Origin of the sequence: Candidatus Effluviviaceae Genus V sp. (assembly GCA_014728125.1) — a bacterium.
In the GTDB taxonomy this organism is placed as follows: Bacteria; Joyebacterota; Joyebacteria; order Joyebacterales; family Joyebacteraceae; genus WJMD01.
Genome location: WJMD01000114.1, coordinates 1 through 16103, shown reverse-complemented (window position 1 = coordinate 16103; position 16103 = coordinate 1). Strand labels below are relative to the sequence as shown.

Genomic DNA, 16103 nt, shown 5'->3' with positions numbered 1-16103 from the left:
GACGCCCTTGTCGTGCTGCTGGATGGTCTCCTCGTACTCGGCGGCTCCCCGCATCCCTCCGAGCAGACCCGTCAGCTGTCCGGAACTCAGGTAGGGATAGTAGTCGGTGGCGATGACCGCCGTCACGCCGGCGGCCACGTCCTGGCCGTACGGCTGGTTGGCGTAGTAGATCCACGCCTCCGCGATGCCGGAGCCGGCCATGGTCACAGCAAGCGGGATGTCGTCGTAATTCCTGATGCCGTCCATCATCGGGACCTGGTTGAGCGGCGTCCCGTAGGCGTCCTCAGGGAAGACGTTCCTGATGTTGACCCCGAGACCGAGGATGACCGCCGAGATGCCCGGCTGGAACCCGAGGAAGCAGTAGTCCTCTCCGTAGGTCGAGCCCGTTTCCTCTGCGACCTGGGTGACGGCGCGCTCCGCCAGGCCGTAACCGGCAGGGTGGAGCGTCATGACCACGACGTTCACGTCCCTCTGAAGGGAGTGCCTCAGGATGGCCAGCGCCATCGGCTCCAGCTCGGGCACCGTGGCCGGCGCGTAGTCCAGTGAGAGCAGGATCGGCTGGTCGTTGGGCGGGACCGCCTCGACGGCGTCGTGGAGCGTCTGCACCGGGGGCGTGACCACGATGGGAAGACCGAGCGGCGCGAAAAACGGGATGACGACCGCGATGGCGATCACGAGGAAGATCCATCGCCGGTCGAAGTGCATCATGCGTTCGTATTTGTTCATCCATAACCTCCGGGCGCAGTCCGGCGCGTCGGGCTCGAGAAGCTAGTCTCTACCGCCCATCCACGCGCGCTCGATGCCCAGCACGATCTTGAGTGCGGTCGCCATCATGCCGAGACCGACGCCAATCATGATGCCGCGCTTCGCCGCCACGTTCGGCACGTTGAGAATCCACTGGGTCGCCGACGGAATGCCCTCATAGATCAGGTCGCCGAGCGGAACGCGGCCGAGCATCACGATGCAGGCCGCGACCAGGAGCAGCGTCGCCTCGAGCGTTCTCGCGCGGAAGGCCCTGAAGGCGGCAGAGGCGATGTAGAAGGCCAGAAGCGAGAACATCGTCGCCTCGACCGGCACCTGGACGTTCTGGAAGACGAGGTCGAACCACCCGCCGGGGGCGTTATGCTCGGGATGGAAGAAACCGAGCCCGATCATGGCCGCCAGGCCTATCAGCGTCACCCAGCTGAATCCCCTGTCCTCCGCCCTGTTCTTGATCTTGTGGTAGTGCATCCGAATGAGGCTGACCGTCCCGAGGAGGAACGCGAACGCCAGAAGCGTCTGAAGCCAGCTCAGCAGTCGCTCGTAGGAATCCTGGACAACGGGGTGCGGGATGAAGTACTGCACCGCCATGAACGTGCCGGCGATGAAGCAGAGAGCCAGTGGCAACTGACGACGCATGGATCCTCCCTCCTAGCCGGTCACGAACCACGAGGCGGCGAAGTCGGCGTCGATGACCCCGGCCGCCACGAGCGTGGCAGAGATGACTCCGATGATGAGAAAGACGCCCGCCACGAACTTCACCGCGTCCTGACCCTTGAGGCCGCCCAGCAGCACGGGCTCGCGCGACAGATACGCGCTCGCCGCATAGAGCTCCTCGCCGATCAGAGTGTAGTCGCACGACGTGATGAAGAACGGAAGCTGGGTCACTGCGTCCGTACCGGCGATCTGGATCGAGCCCACCGAGGCGCCGGTCTCAGCCAGGAGCAGCGACTCCGCGAAGAACATGCCCATGTAGAGGATCGTCGCCGGTCTCTGCCGCACCATGATGCCGTTGACACCGGCGACGTAGGCGAACTGGCTTCGCGTCAGGTAGAAGACGTCGTCCTCGTTGTACGCATCGGGCCGACCGGCCTTCGCGTACGCCTCCCTCACGACCTCCTGCTCGACGGCCATGACGATCGGGTCGGCGCACGGGACGATCAGCTTGGTGTTGTACTCTGCAGTCTTCTGGGCGACCTCGCCGAGGATGTTGATGGCGGCGATCGTCGCGACGTCGGAGATCGTCGAGAGACCCGAGATGTAGAGAATCGGCTTTCCCATCTCGGTGGCTCGACCGACCGCGTTGTCCATCTCGTCGAGACCGGCGAGACGCCGTATGAAGAGGTCCTTCCCCGTCTTCGCCGCGTTGACGAAGTAGACGATGGCAATGACGAAGAAGATGACCGCGATCATGACGTTGATCCGGTCCGTGTTGAACCAGTGGGTGTACGCTTCCACCGGACCGTACGACTCCGACACGCCCTCGCGTCCGTCCTGCCCGACGGCCACGACGCGGTAGTAGACGGGCTCCAGGTTCGGCGCTTCGCTGTCTCTGTAGCTGGTCTGAAGGGGTCCCGAGCGTCCGGCCAGGACGAAATCCCCGTCCGGGCTGGGCGCACGCTCGACGCGATAGTACTCGAGCTTGTCGGCCTCGAGCGTCGGCGAGGGTTCCCAGTTGATGTTGATCGAGTTGCCGCGGTCGTTCGGGGTGTCGAACGCCTCGATGATCGTCGGCGCGGTGAGCGGCGGGAGCGAGTCGGGCGGGGTCGCAACCTGATCGCCGTCCTGCGCGAGCGCGGCCGGAGACGACAAGAAAAGGGCCGCCGCTGTCAGAAGCGTCACGAGCGCGGCGAACCCTGCTCCACGTCGCCCGGTGGTGGAGGCCCTCATGTCAGCGAGCATCCGGAGCTCCTTTCACGGTCCCGGAATTCCGTCGGGGTCTCCCCCGTCGCCGAAAATCAGATGGACGCAGGCTAGCAAACCGTGAGCGGCGTGTCAAGACTCTGAGAACGCGTGCCCCGCACTCCGCTCCGGTCGCCCCGCCCGCGGCGGCGTTCGACTAGCGCTCGATCATCTCGACGTTGGCGCGCGGGAGGAGAGCCTCCTCGCCGTCCGCGAACTTCACCTTGAGCACACGGACCATCGACTCCGACTCCATCTTCTGGAGCTCGTTCGGAAGCTCGGTCACCTGACCGAGCCTGCCGAAGTAGGGAGCGCGGATCGCGCGGATAGCGCTTCCGATGTCAAGACCCGTTCCCTGGTCGGCGACGGCGATCGAGTCGGACTTCTCCGCTTCCTCGATGGGGATGACGATCTCCGGCCTGATGACGCCGGCACGGATTTGGGTGGCGCCGTTGATCGACGCCTTCCTGCCATCCCGCTTCTTGAGGAGTTCGTAGGTCCCCTTTGCCATCGCGATCTCCCCGAAACCCTCGGTAAGAACCAGCGTCGTGGTGACGTCCTCATGCCCCGTGATCGCGACGCCGAGGTCCTTGCCCAGGAGCTTCTTGAGATCCGGGTCGTCGAAACCGCCGACCACGACACCGTGTGCGCCGACCTCCATCGCCTTCTGAAGACCGTCCCAGGTCACGTGGGAGCCGCCGACGATGATCCTGCCGGAGTCGTCCTCGCGTATGTCATCCGGCGTGAGCGGCTTCGAGGGGTCCTCGGTTCGAATCGTCAGGATGCCGGTCTTCTCCCCCCCGACGCCGAAGATGCCCTGGATGAACGTTCCGGTCACCTCGACTGCGACGCCCTCCTCCTCGAACACCTCGACGACCCTGCCGTCGACATATGCGTCGATCTGGATGGGGGTGGGAGGTTCGCGCAGGATGACCTGCCCCGTCACGGTCGAGATGCTCTCCACCGAACCTTCGCAGGGCGATGGAACGTTCGACTTGAAGAGGCCGAAGAGACCCTTCGTCGTCGCGAGCGGCTCGCCCTTCTCCATCGTGTCGCCCTCGCCCTTCTTCATCACGGAGGGCAGGTCCTCCGGCGGAATGCCCAGCTTGCTCGCGACGTTGATGAGCTGCACGTTGCCGGGAAGATGGGTCTGCGCGACGACGCTGTCGGATGTCACCTCGTCACCCATCTTGACAAGCACCTCGCCCTTGATGGGGAGCCGCCGTTCCTTCCTGAGAACCGTCAGTTCAGAAACCCTGAGACCTGGTGTGTATGCGTGAGCCATTGTTCACCTGCTCCTGTTGTTGACGTGACACAGACGTTCGCGAATCCTCAAGCCGCATCGAACGGGTCGGCTACTCGGGATAGGCGTCGAACGCCTGCGCCCACCGGTCGAGCTTCTCCACGCGTTTCGACTCGTCGGTCGGGAGGTTGAACGGTCTTCCTCTCGTATCGATCATCAGCCCGACAACGCCGCCCGATACGGTCGCCTCGTGCGGCTTGCCGGGTCCCGCTCCGACGTCGAAGCTCCTGGCCGGGGTCATCTTGATGCGGATCTCGTCGTCGACCGTCATCGGGTAGACGCGCATCTCGCCGAACGGTATCTCCTCGTTGAGCGAGGTTCCGTCGGGAAGCGTCCCCTCGACGGTCAGGCACGGCTTCCCCTCCTGCGCGGTGCCGACCGGAGCCACGATCGTACCGAGGTGAATGAGACAGTCCTTCTCGAAGACCTCGGTCGCCGCCTTCTCGTGCACCTCGGCCAGCACGCCGAGCTGAGGCATCATGAAGATCGAATCGACAGCCAGTCTGGTCACGCCCTCCGGCAGGAAGGCGTCGGTCAGCATCAGCGCCGCCTGCTGACGGCGCGGAGCGTGTGAGAGCACGCCACCGGAGCCGACGAGAAGGTCGAGATCCATCAGGTTGACCAGCGTCGCTCCCGACGAGGACTGAGTGAACGCGTCGGAGATCGTGCGCTCCTGCTGCACACCCTTCAGACCGACCGCGAACGACTTGTGCTGTTCGAAAGCGAGTCGGAGCGCCTCGCGGGCGATCGCCTGCTCGAGCTTGAGGTCCTCGAGGGCCTGCGGGACAGTCGTCGGTCGGATCATCTTGTTCTTGATCCGGTTCCTGACCTCGAGCTCCGGCAGACCGAACGGAACCCAGCGCATCACGTTCTCGATGCCGGCCTCGGCCAGCACGTTCGAGACCGAGTAGCTCATGCCGAGGTTCGCGCTCACCGTTCTGTTGAACGTGTCCTTGAAGACGGAGAAGACGTCCGTCGTCGCCCCGCCGATGTCGACGCCGACGACCTCGATGTCCTGCTGCTTCGCGATCGTCTCGATGATGGAGCCGACCGCTCCCGGCGTCGGCATGATGGGAGCGTCAGTCCACCCCATGAGCTTGTTGTAGCCCGGCGCCTGGGCCATGACGTGCTCCATGAAGAGGTCGTGGATCTTGTCTCTGGCCGGCCCGAGGTTCTCCTTCTCGAGGACCGGACGGAGGTTCTCCACCTGGTAGAGCGCGGTCTTCTCGCCGAGAAGCCTCCCCACCTCTTCCCGTGCGTCGATGTTCCCCGCATAGATGACCGGAAGCTGATAGCCGGTTCCGAGTCTCGGTTTGGGATCGGCCGCGGCGATGACCTGCGCAAGCTCGACGACGTGCGTGATCGTGCCGCCGTCGATGCCTCCGGACAGGAGGATCATGTCGGGCCTCAAGTGCCGGATGCGCTCGATCTGCTCGTGCGGCAGACGGCCGTCGTTCGACGCCAGCACGTCCATCACGATCGAGCCGGCGCCGAGAGCAGCGCGCTCGGCGCTCTCGGCGGTCATGCTGGAGACGACACCGGCGACCATCATCTGAAGGCCGCCGCCTGCGCTCGACGTCGAGAGGTAGAGGTCGACGCCCTTGTCTCCCTCGTTGGGGTGGATGACGTCCTCGCCCGCCAGGACCTCGTGGTCCGAGAGCTCCTCAACCTCGCGGACGGCGTTCAGGACGCCTCTCGTGACGTCCTCGAACGGCGCCTCGACGGTCGTGGGAGCCTCGCCTCGCACGATCAGGCGATACTCCCCGTCGACGAGCTTGATTAGAATTGCCTTCGTGGTCGTACTGCCGCAGTCAGTGGCGACGATCGCCCTGATCTTCCCATTGTCACTCATCAGCACCTTCCTCAGCATTCTGCTTCGCGGCGCGCTTCTCTTCTCTCCGACGTCGTCGCTCCTCGCGCGCCTTGCGAAGTCTCTCCGCCTCGAGCTCTTCGAGTTTGGTCAGCATGTACTCGAGGTTCTTCCGGTCCTCGAGAATCCTCGCCACATCATCGTAGCTCTTGAAGTTGAACAGCGACTGGACGATCGGTTCGAAGAAGATCAGAGCCTGATTACCCAGGAACGACAGGGGCTTCGCCGCCTCGAGGAAGAAGATGGCGGGCGCCGTCATTCTCCACTCGACGATCCGGGACGCGAATCGGTCCATGATCTCACGTTCCGTGAGTTCCTGTTCCTCCGTCTTCGTCGGGCTCTGCATCTTCCACACGTTCGTCCGTCTCCTCCGTTCTCGTCATCGCCCGTTCGACGAACGTCACTACCTCGTCGCGGTTTCCGTGGAACTGAAGCGACGTCCCTCTGAAGCGCTCGAGCCGCGAGCGTTCGAGGAACGGAGAGAGCAGGAGTCCGGTGCGGTCGACGTAGTAGCTCCTGAACTCGCTCCAGCTCTTCTCGGTCGTCGCCAGGACCCCCTTGACCCGAACGCCCTCGTCGTCGAGCAAGTACCTGGTCGGGAGGAAGAACCCGGCCACCTGTCCCCAGACCAGCAGAAGCGCGACGATCGTGAAGTACGGTGTCCGGAACAGACTCTGGATCGTCCAGCCCAGAAGCCCCAGAAAGGCGACCGCGATGATCGCGCGGACGGGGCTCCTGCCCGCGGGCCATGCCGTCCAGCGAAGCTCCGCCACGCCCTACTCGTCCTCCCATACCACATCGAGTTCACGCGCCGCTCTGGACTCGTCGAGCCGCCCCACGGGCGTTCTCTCGGGCGCCCCCGCGAGCGCTTCAGGATCCTCCTCGATCTCCCCTGCGATCGAGATCATCGCCTCGACGAACGCGTCGAGTGACCGGCGGCTCTCGGACTCCGTGGGCTCGATCATCAGAGCCTCGGGCACGATGAGCGGGAAGTAGACCGTCGGCGCGTGGATGCCGTGGTCCAGCAGCCTCTTCGCTATGTCGAGCGCCCGTGCTCCCTGCTCCTTCTGCCGCTCGGCCGAGAGCACGAACTCGTGCTGACAGTGTCCTTCGTGCGACGCGTCGTAGAGACCCTCGAGCTTCGCCTTGAGGTAGTTCGCGTTCAGGACCGCGTCCTCCGACACCTTCCTGAGCCCGACGCCGCCGTTCGCCAGGATGTAGGCGTACGCCTTCACCATGACGAGGAAGTTCCCGTGGTACCCGTGCACGGCCCCTATCGACCGCGGCCGGTCCCGGTCCATGAAGTAGCGGCGCCCCTCGGGACGTCCCGGGTCGTAGGACGGCAGGGGCGACGGGAGGTACGGTTCGAGCCCCGACCGCACGCCGACCGGTCCGGAGCCCGGTCCGCCGCCGCCGTGCGGCGCGGAGAACGTCTTGTGCAGGTTGAAGTGCATGATGTCGAAGCCGACGTCGCCCGGTCGGACCAGCCCCATGCAGGCGTTCAGGTTCGCGCCGTCGAGATAGACAAGGGCGCCCCGTTCGTGCGCGATCTCGATGATGTCGGCGATGCGTGTCTCGAATATCCCCAGCGTGCTGGGGTTCGTGATCATCACGGCGGCCGTCTCGTCGTCGACCACCTTCCTGAAGGCGTCGACGTCGATGCGTCCGTCGTCTCCGGAAGACGTCTCGACGGCCTCGTACCCGGCCAGTGTCAGGCTCGCCGGGTTCGTCCCGTGCGCCGAGTCCGGGACGACGACCTTGCTCCGCGGGTTTCCCTGGTCCGTGTGCCAGGCCTTGGCCATGAGCATGCCGGCGAGCTCGCCGGAGGCGCCGGCCGGCGGCTGCAGCGAGACGGCGGCCAGGCCGGAGATCTCGCTCAGGTGCCGCGCGAGCTCGACCATCAGCGCGATCGCGCCCTGACAGTCGGCGTCGTCGAATCCGGGATGGAGTCCGGTGAAGCCCGGGAGCGACGCCATCTCCTCGTTGATCTTGGGATTGTACTTCATCGTGCACGAACCCAACGGGTAGATCGCCCTGTCGACGTGGTGATTGAGCTCGGCCAGCCTGGTGAAGTGCCTGACGACCTCGGGCTCGGAGACCTCGGGAAGCGCGGGCGGCGCCGGCCGGACAAACCCGTCAGGGAGAACGTCCTCCGGCTCGAGCCGCGGCACATCGAGCGCCGGCAGCGCGTGCCCGGGATGACCCGGGACACCGAGTTCGAAGATGGTCGGTTCGACGACGGACGTCGCCTGGCGCTTCCGCTCCTCGCTCACGCGCTGCCTCCTTCGGCCGCGGCGGCCCCGAGGGCCGAGGCGAGGGTGTCAACGTCCTCGCGCGTGTGACGCTCCGTCACCGAGACGAGCAGGCAGCGCTCGAGCGCCGGGTCGTACGTCCCACAGTCGACGCCCGGGCAGATCCCGTCGCGCGACAGCTCGGAACGGATGACCGAAGCGGGCCGCGGCATCTCGACGACGAACTCGCGGAAGAAGGGCCCGGGGAACGCCAGCGAGAGTCCCGTGTGCTGCGTGATCGCATCGGCCGCGTAGTGTGCCTTCGACATCACGTGCACGGCCGTCTCGCGGAATCCGTTCCTGCCAAGGAGCGACATGTACACGGCCGCCGCGAGGGCGACGAGGCCCTGGTTCGTGCAGATGTTCGACGTCGCCCTGGCCCGGCGGATGTGCTGTTCCCGGGTCTGGAGCGTCATCACGTAGCCGCGCCGCCCGTCGTGGTCGACCGTCGCCCCGATGATGCGTCCCGGCATCCTCCGAATGTGCCTGCGCTCGGCGGCCAGGAAGCCGAGAAGCGGCCCCCCGTACGATGGAGCTGAGCCGAGGCACTGCCCCTCCCCGACCGCGATCGCCGCACCGTAGTCGGCCGGCGGCCGAAGGACGGCGAGGGATAGCGGATCGACCGAAGCGACGAGGAGTGCGCCGGCCCGTTCAGCGAGTTCACCGACGTCGTTGACGGACTCCAGAAGACCGAGCGCGTTCGGATGCTGCACGATCACGACGTCGTTCTCGCTGATCTCACCCGAGAGCGCCGCGACATCGATGCGGCCGTCGCGCGTGGGGACCTCCCTGAGGTCCGCGGCGCTCGACGCGAGGTAGGTCCTCAGAACCCGTTTCACGTGCGGCGAGACGGTCGCCGGAACCAGAACCCGGGCGCCGCGCGTGACGTCGAGCCCCATGAGCGCGGCCTCCGCGGTCGCGGAGGCACCGTCGTAGAGCGAGGCATTGGCCACGTCGAGTCCCGTCAGGCGCGCGATCATCGTCTGGAACTCGTAGATCGACTGCAGCGTGCCCTGACTGACCTCCGCCTGATAGGGCGTGTAGGCCGTGTAGAACTGGGGCATCGACGTGATCGTCCTCACGACGGCCGGCACGTGGTGATCGTAGATGCCGCCGCCGGCGAACGACAGGAGACAGTTCGCGCCGCGGTTCCCGGCGGCCAGCTTCCCGAGATGCCTGCCGATCTCCTCCTCGGAGAACGGCCCTGGAATATCCAGCTCCCCGGTCATCCTCAGGTCCGTCGGGATGCTCTCCAGAAGGTCCTCGAACGACGAGACGCCTATCTCGCGCAGCATCTCGGCTCGGTCGGCATCGGTGTGCGGCAGATACGGCAACGCTAGCCCTTCGTGTGCGCCTCGTAGTCCTCGGGCCCCATGAGGCCGTCCAGCTCAGAGGGGTCCGACAGCTTGATGCGGAGCACCCAGCCGTCGCCCGTCGGATCCTCGTTGATCTTCCCCGGATCATCGTCGAGCGCCGTGTTCACCTCAATGATCTCGCCCGAGACCGGAGTATAGAGCTCGCTCACACTCTTGACCGACTCGATGCTCGTCAGCACGTCGCCTGACGAGACGCTCTTCCCGGTGTCGGGAAGCTCGACGAAGACGATGTCGCCCAGCTCGCTCTGCGCGTAGTCCGAGACGCCGATGGTGGCGACGTCGTCCTCGACACGGACCCACTCGTGACTCTTCGTGAACAGGAGCTTCGCCATGATCCTCCCCACATGTTCGCGCGTTGGATTCCAGCGCCGGCCGCCCTCGAGCTGTCGGGCGGTTCATCGCTTGCTGCGTACCGTTCCGTCTCTGTAGAACGGCAGGGGGACGATCGTCGCCGGAACGGCCGTTCCCCTGACGTCGATCTCGATCCCGCCGTTCGTTCCGTCGGGCACGTAGCCCATTCCTATGGCCCGCTCGAGGCTGGGCGAGAAGGTCCCGCTCGTCACCTCGCCGACGGTCTCGCCGCCCACGATGATCCCGTGGCCGTGACGGGGGATCCTTCGTCCCTCGGCCTCGAATCCGACGAGGCGCGCGACCGGACCGCGCTCCCTGCGGGCCGCGATCGCGTCGCGTCCGATGAAGTCGCCCTTCTTCAGCCGCGTGATCCACATGAGATTCGCCTCGACGGGCGTTCGTGTCTCGTCGATGTCGTTCCCGTACAGAGCGTAGCCCATCTCAAGCCGCAACGTGTCGCGTGCTCCGAGTCCCGCCGGGCCCACGCCGTACTCGTGACCGGCCTCCATGAGGGCGCTCCAGACCTCGGGCGCCCGGTCCGTTCCGCAGTAGATCTCGAACCCGTCCTCACCCGTGTAGCCCGTGCGCGAGACGACGGCGCCGGAACCGAGCACGTTCGTCTCGGTCGAACGGTAGTAGCCGACCTCTCCGAGGTCGTCCTCCGCGACGCGGTCGGCGACCGGCCCGGCGTTCGGCCCCTGAACTGCGATGAGGGCGGTCCTGTCGGACGCGTCGTCGATCTCCACGTCGCCGGCGGCGTGCGACCGGATCCACTCGAGGTCCTTCGCGTGGTTCGCGGCGTTGACGACCAGCATGTAGGAGTCGGACAGCCGGTAGACGAGCAGGTCGTCGATGAACCCGCCGTCCTGGTAGCACATCGCGGAGTACTGAACGCCTCCGACATCGAGGGCCGACGCGCGGTTCGTGGTGATGCGTTCCACGAAGTCCAGGGCGCCGTCCCCCCTGATGTGGATCTCGCCCATGTGGGAAACGTCGAAGAGCCCGACGGACTCTCTGACCCGTCTGTGCTCCGCGACGATCCCGTCGTAGGTCATCGGCATCAGGAAGCCGGCGAACTCCACCAGGCGGGCATCCAGCTCGACGTGCGCCTCGTGGAGAGGGGTCCTCCGAGCCGTCTTCGTCTTTTCTCCCACGTCTCCTCTACCCCCGTGACGGGCCGACGGCCCCGGCGCGCGCCGAAGCATCGAGCGGCGCACCCGGGGCGCTCAAGATACATCCCGTCATACTAGTGGAGCCTGAAGCCGCAGGTCAAGCCGATTCGCCCCTCACCCGGGAGTCGTCGAGCACCGGACGGAGCACCCGACCGGTGTATGAGCCGCTCGATCGCGCGACCTCCTCCGGGGTCCCGGTGGCGACGACCTCGCCACCCTCATCGCCGCCCTCCGGACCGAGGTCGATGATGTTGTCGGCCGTCTTGACGACGTCGAGATTGTGCTCGATGACCAGCACCGTGTTGCCCCGGTCGACGAGTCTCCCGAGGACGTCGAGCAGCATCTTGACGTCGTGAAAGTGAAGACCCGTCGTCGGCTCATCGAGGATGTAGAGCGTCCGTCCGGTGCTTCTGCGCGAGAGTTCGGAGGCCAGTTTGATGCGCTGCGCCTCGCCGCCCGAGAGCGTCGTGGCCGGCTGTCCCAGATGGATGTACCCCAGGCCGACGTCGTGAAGCGTCTGGAGCTTCCTGACGATCGGCGGGATGTTCTCGAAGAACTCCAGCGCCTCGTCGACGGTCATCTCGAGAACGTCCGCGATGCTCTTCCCCTTGTAGAGGACATCCAGCGTCTCGCGGTTGAAACGTCGCCCGCCGCAGGCCTCGCAGGTGACGAAGACGTCGGGCAGGAAGTGCATCTCGATCTTGACCTGGCCGCCGCCCTGGCACGCCTCGCAGCGGCCGCCCTTGACGTTGAAGCTGAAGCGACCGGGCTTGTAGCCCCGTGTCCGGGCCTCGGGCACCTTCGCGAAGAGCTGCCTGATGTGTACGAAGGTCCCCGTGTAGGTCACGGCGTTCGACCTCGGCGTCCGGCCGATCGGCGCCTGCGAGATGTTGACCACCTTGTCGATGTGCTCGATGCCCTCGATGCGGTCGAACTTCCCCGGGATCTTCCGTGACCTGTGGAACCACTCCGCGAGCGCCTTGTGCAGGATGTCGGACACGAGCGTGCTCTTGCCCGACCCCGAAACGCCCGTCACGCAGTTGAACGCGCCCAGCGGGATCTCGACCTCGATGTTCTTCAGGTTGTTCTCGCGGGCGCCGACGATCCGGAGCCGGTCTCCGTCGATCGGGCGGCGCTCGTCGGGCACGGGGATCGAGAGCTCTCCCGACAGATAGCGCCCGGTCAGCGAGTCCCCGACCGACGGCAGCTTCTTCGGCGGACAGCTGGCGACGACGCGGCCGCCGTGCCGGCCGGCGCCCGGCCCCAGGTCGACGACCCAGTCGGCGCTTCTGATCGTCTCCTCGTCGTGCTCGACGACGATGACCGTGTTGCCGATGTCTCTCAGAGACGTCAGTGTTCGGAGGAGCTTGGCGTTGTCGTGCTGATGCAGACCGATCGACGGCTCGTCCAGAATGTAGAGCACGCCGACCAGGCGGGTGCCGATCTGGGTCGCGAGACGGATCCGCTGCGCCTCGCCGCCGGAGAGCGTCCCCGACGAGCGATCGAGCGTCAGGTAGTCGAGGCCCACATCGGACAGGAACCCCAGACGCTCGCGAATCTCCTTGAGGATCTCGGCCGCTATCTTCCTGCGCGTGCCGGTCAGCTTGAGCGAGTCGAAGAACGAGACCGCCTCCTTGACGGACTGAGCAGCGACCTCTTGGATCGCGCGGCCTCCGACGGTCACGGCCCTGGCCTCCGGCCGGAGACGGGCACCGCCGCAGTCGGGACACTCATCGACCGCCATGAAACCCTCGATCCAGCGGCGGACGTTCTCCGACTTGGTCTCCCGGTAGCGGCGCTCGAGATTGTGGACGGCGCCCTCGAACTTCCCCTCGTACTCCCACCGGCCCTTCTCAAACTGTATCTTGTACTCGATCTTCTCATCGCCCGAACCCTTGAGGAGCACCTCCTGCACGTGAGGATCCAGCTCCTCGAACGGGGTCATGAGATCGAAGCCGTAGTACTCGCCGAGCGCGTCCAGCTTGTGCCGGGCCCAGCCGGTAGCCAGATCGGGCCAGCACGTCACGGCCCCCTCGCGGAGCGTCTTCGTCGTGTCGGGCACGACGAGCTCCGGGTCGACGCGCATCATCGTCCCGAGACCGTCGCACTTCGGACAGGCTCCGTAGGGGCTGTTGAACGAGAACATGCGCGGCGCCAGCTCACCGAGACCGACTCCGCAGTGAGGACAGCTGGCGCTCGCCGACAGCACGATCTCATCGCCGCCCGCGATGATGACCACCGTCCCGTCGGCGAGTTCGAGCGCGGTCTCGAGGGAGTCGACGAGCCGCTTCCTTGCGGAGCTCTTGAGAACGAGCCGGTCGACCACGACGTCGATCGAGTGCTTCCTGCTCTTCTTCAGGCGGCCGACGTCGGCGATCTCCTTCGTCTCGCCGTCGACGCGGATCCTCACGAAGCCGGCCCGCTCGATCCTCGCAAGGGTGTCGCGATGCTGGCCCTTCTTGCCGCGCACGACCGGGGCGACGATCTGGACCCTGGTCTTCTCCGGGAACTCGAAGATCCGGTCCGCCATCTGGTCGACCGTCAACTGCGTGATCTCGCGGCCGCAGAGATGACAGTGCGGGGACCCGACGCGCGCGTAGAGGAGCCTCAGGTAGTCGTAGATCTCGGTCGCCGTGCCGACGGTCGAGCGCGGGTTCCGGGACGCGGAGCGCTGCTCGATCGAGATGGCGGGCGAGAGCCCCTCGATGAGGTCGACCTTCGGCTTCTGCATCTGCGAGAGGAACTGGCGCGCGTAGGCCGACAGCGACTCGACGTACCGCCGCTGCCCCTCGGCGTAGATCGTATCGAAGGCGAGCGACGACTTCCCGGAACCCGAGAGCCCCGTCACGACGATGAGACGGTTTCTCGGCAGGGTCAGATCGATCGCCTTGAGGTTGTGCTCCCTGGCTCCCCTGACGACGAGCTCGCCGCCGCCCGAGGACCGGGAGGATGCGGTTCGCCGCGTGCCCGAGCGCTCTCGCCCGTTCGCGGCGCTTGACCTGCTGTTTCTGGGCATGCTATCTAGTCTACACTCGGTTCTGTCGACCAACAAGCCGCAATCGCGGAGGAAAAACCGACATGACAGTCAAACGGGTGGTGCTCATCGTCGTCCTGGTCGCCGCGGCCGCGTTTCTCGCGGCGGGACTTCTGAGGGACGAGGCTCCAACGAGCCGTCGATCCGGGACGGGGCTTCGCGTCGTCGTCCTGGCCGTGGACGGGCTCGACTGGTTCCTGCTCGCGCGCTACGCAGAGGAGGGCCGTCTGCCGGCGATCGCGAGGCTCATGAGTTCGGGTGTGACCGGCGAGCTCCGCCCGGAGATCCCGGCGCTCCCGGAGGTCTCGTGGCCGGCGATGGCGGCTGGCACGCCGGGCGTCTCGACCGACGTGCCGGGACGGGCCGAGCGCCGCTACGGCGTCGTGCCGCGCGTGGCCGAGCTCGTTTCCGCATCGGGCGGGAAGGCGCTCTCGGTCGGCTGGCCCGCGTCGTGGCCCGCCGCCGAGCGCGATTGGCCTCTCGTGGCCGGCTTCGCCCCGCGCGCCGACGAGCACGTCAACGAGCTGGCGCCCGCCGTCATGCCGGACGGCGCGGGACACGCCTCCGGAGCCGCGTTCGAGGACATGGTCAGAGCGATCGCGTCCGACGCGGAGGAGCACGCCGGGGAGGGCTTCAGGCGGATCATCAACCTCGACGAAGCCGACACACAAGGCTGGGAGGACCACCTCGCGGCGGCTCGCTGGTCGCATCTCGCGGACGTCACGATGCTCGACATCGGCGCCAGACTGCTGGCGACCGAGGAACCGGACCTGGCACTCGTTCACATCGGCGGTCTCGACGCCGTCTCCCACAGGTTCCTGGCGCCGGCGGCGCCCGATTTCTTCTCGGAGCTCCCGGACGAGGCGCTGAGATTCGGTGAGGTCCTGCCGGGGTATTACGAGTTCATCGACCGCGCGGTCACGAGGTTCATCCGGTTGACCGACGAGGAGACCGTTTTCATCCTGTGCTCCGCCTACGGCTTCAGACCGTCGCTCGAGACTCCGAGGATCTCAGGAGCGCACTCGGACGGGCCGCCCGGTGTCTTCATCGTCAGGGGCCCGAGGATCTCGCCGCTGCCTGAGCCTGTCACCGTCTCCGCGCGCGACCTGGCCCCCACCGTGCTCGCGATCCTCGGCGTCGAGATACCGGACGACATCGAGGGGCGCGTGGCGATCGAGGTTCTGCCGGCCGGTCTCAGGACCGAGCACCCGCCCGTCTTCGGCCCGGCGCCCCCGCCGGACGTCGGCACCGTCGAGGAGCCCGACGAGCTCGCGGCGGCGCGTTCCGCAGCGGCGGAGCGGCTCAAGAGCCTCAGGGAGGAGCTTCAGTAGAAAGGAACGGGGCTGACGGGAGGCGGCGACCCGTCAGTCGAGTCGCTTCCTGAACTCGGCGGTGAGGGCCGGAACGACCTCGAAGAGATCGCCGACGATGCCGTAGGTCGCGACCTTGAAGATCGGCGCGTCGGGGTCCTTGTTGATCGCGACGATCGTCTGTGACGACTGCATCCCGGCCAGATGCTGAACGGCGCCTGAGATGCCGCAGGCGATGTAGAGCTTCGGCTGGACCGTCTTGCCGGTCTGCCCCACCTGGTGCGAATAGGGTATCCACCCGGCGTCGACCGCAGCGCGCGATGCCCCGAGAGCTCCGCCGAGCACGTCGGCCAGCTCCTCGAGCATCTTGAACTGCTCCGGTCCGCCCATCCCCCGACCGCCGGACACGATGATGTCGGCGTCCGCGATGTTGACCGCCTGCGTGACGTCCTCGACGAACTCCAGGTAGCGCACGTCCGTCTCGAGGAGCGAGGGGTCGATCTCCTCCTTGACGACCTTTCCCTGACGCGAGGGGTCGGGCTCGAGCGCCGTCATCACCTTGTGCCGGACAGTCGCCATCTGCGGCCTGTGATCGGGGCAGATGATCGTCGCCATGATGTTGCCGCCGAACGCCGGTCGGGTCTGGAGCAGCAGGCGCTCGGAGTCGTCTATGGCGAGTCCCGTGCAGTCTGCTGTCAGCCCGGCGCGCACACGGATGGCGACGCGCGGGATCAG

General features: G+C 66.3%; 14 protein-coding genes. 1 reads left to right on the top strand and 13 read right to left on the bottom strand.

Annotation, left to right across the window (positions count from 1 at the left end; translation table 11 throughout):
• From GF405_07100 to uvrA, 12 genes are all read right to left on the bottom strand, one after another.
• Positions 1-726 (bottom strand): hypothetical protein (locus GF405_07100; GenBank protein ID MBD3367921.1); only part of this gene is annotated, 726 nt, incomplete at its 3' end.
• 42 nt (positions 727-768) lie between these two features.
• A complete protein-coding gene (locus tag GF405_07095) occupies positions 769-1398 on the bottom strand; it encodes a hypothetical protein (protein ID MBD3367920.1) in 630 nt (209 codons plus the stop codon).
• A gap of 12 nt (positions 1399-1410) precedes the next feature.
• Positions 1411-2661, bottom strand: a complete 1251-nt coding sequence (locus GF405_07090) for a hypothetical protein (GenBank protein MBD3367919.1) — start codon at positions 2659-2661, stop codon at positions 1411-1413.
• A gap of 157 nt (positions 2662-2818) precedes the next feature.
• Complete coding sequence (locus tag GF405_07085; protein MBD3367918.1) at positions 2819-3946, bottom strand: hypothetical protein; 1128 nt, start codon at positions 3944-3946, stop codon at positions 2819-2821.
• Between the two features lie 70 nt (positions 3947-4016).
• Positions 4017-5816, bottom strand: coding sequence for a methylaspartate mutase (locus GF405_07080; GenBank protein MBD3367917.1), 1800 nt, complete (start codon positions 5814-5816; stop codon positions 4017-4019).
• The gene (locus tag GF405_07075; protein ID MBD3367916.1) at positions 5809-6189 is read right to left on the bottom strand and encodes a hypothetical protein; all 381 of its coding nucleotides are present in this window, start codon (positions 6187-6189) and stop codon (positions 5809-5811) included. The genes GF405_07080 and GF405_07075 overlap by 8 nt, the downstream gene beginning before the upstream one ends.
• Positions 6134-6607, bottom strand: a complete 474-nt coding sequence (locus GF405_07070) for a hypothetical protein (GenBank protein MBD3367915.1) — start codon at positions 6605-6607, stop codon at positions 6134-6136. Before GF405_07070 ends, GF405_07075 begins: the two co-directional genes overlap by 56 nt.
• Positions 6608-6610: 3 nt before the next feature.
• On the bottom strand, positions 6611-8107 hold the full coding sequence (locus tag GF405_07065) for an aminotransferase class V-fold PLP-dependent enzyme (GenBank protein MBD3367914.1): 1497 nt from the start codon (positions 8105-8107) through the stop codon (positions 6611-6613).
• Positions 8104-9459, bottom strand: coding sequence for an aminomethyl-transferring glycine dehydrogenase subunit GcvPA (locus GF405_07060; protein ID MBD3367913.1), 1356 nt, complete (start codon positions 9457-9459; stop codon positions 8104-8106). The genes GF405_07065 and GF405_07060 overlap by 4 nt, the downstream gene beginning before the upstream one ends.
• Before the next feature lie 2 nt (positions 9460-9461).
• Entirely contained in the window at positions 9462-9833 is a 372-nt protein-coding gene (gene gcvH / locus GF405_07055; GenBank protein ID MBD3367912.1) for a glycine cleavage system protein GcvH, read from the bottom strand.
• A gap of 63 nt (positions 9834-9896) precedes the next feature.
• Positions 9897-11057, bottom strand: a complete 1161-nt coding sequence (gene gcvT / locus GF405_07050) for a glycine cleavage system aminomethyltransferase GcvT (protein MBD3367911.1) — start codon at positions 11055-11057, stop codon at positions 9897-9899.
• Between the two features lie 64 nt (positions 11058-11121).
• Positions 11122-14040: an excinuclease ABC subunit UvrA gene (gene uvrA / locus GF405_07045; protein MBD3367910.1), complete on the bottom strand. Its 2919-nt coding sequence runs from the start codon at positions 14038-14040 to the stop codon at positions 11122-11124.
• Here uvrA and GF405_07040 point away from each other — a divergent pair.
• On the top strand, positions 13974-15389 hold the full coding sequence (locus tag GF405_07040) for a hypothetical protein (protein MBD3367909.1): 1416 nt from the start codon (positions 13974-13976) through the stop codon (positions 15387-15389). The genes uvrA and GF405_07040 overlap by 67 nt on opposite strands.
• A gap of 33 nt (positions 15390-15422) precedes the next feature.
• Here GF405_07040 and GF405_07035 read toward each other — a convergent pair.
• Positions 15423-16103 (bottom strand): electron transfer flavoprotein subunit alpha (locus GF405_07035; GenBank protein MBD3367908.1); only part of this gene is annotated, 681 nt, incomplete at its 5' end.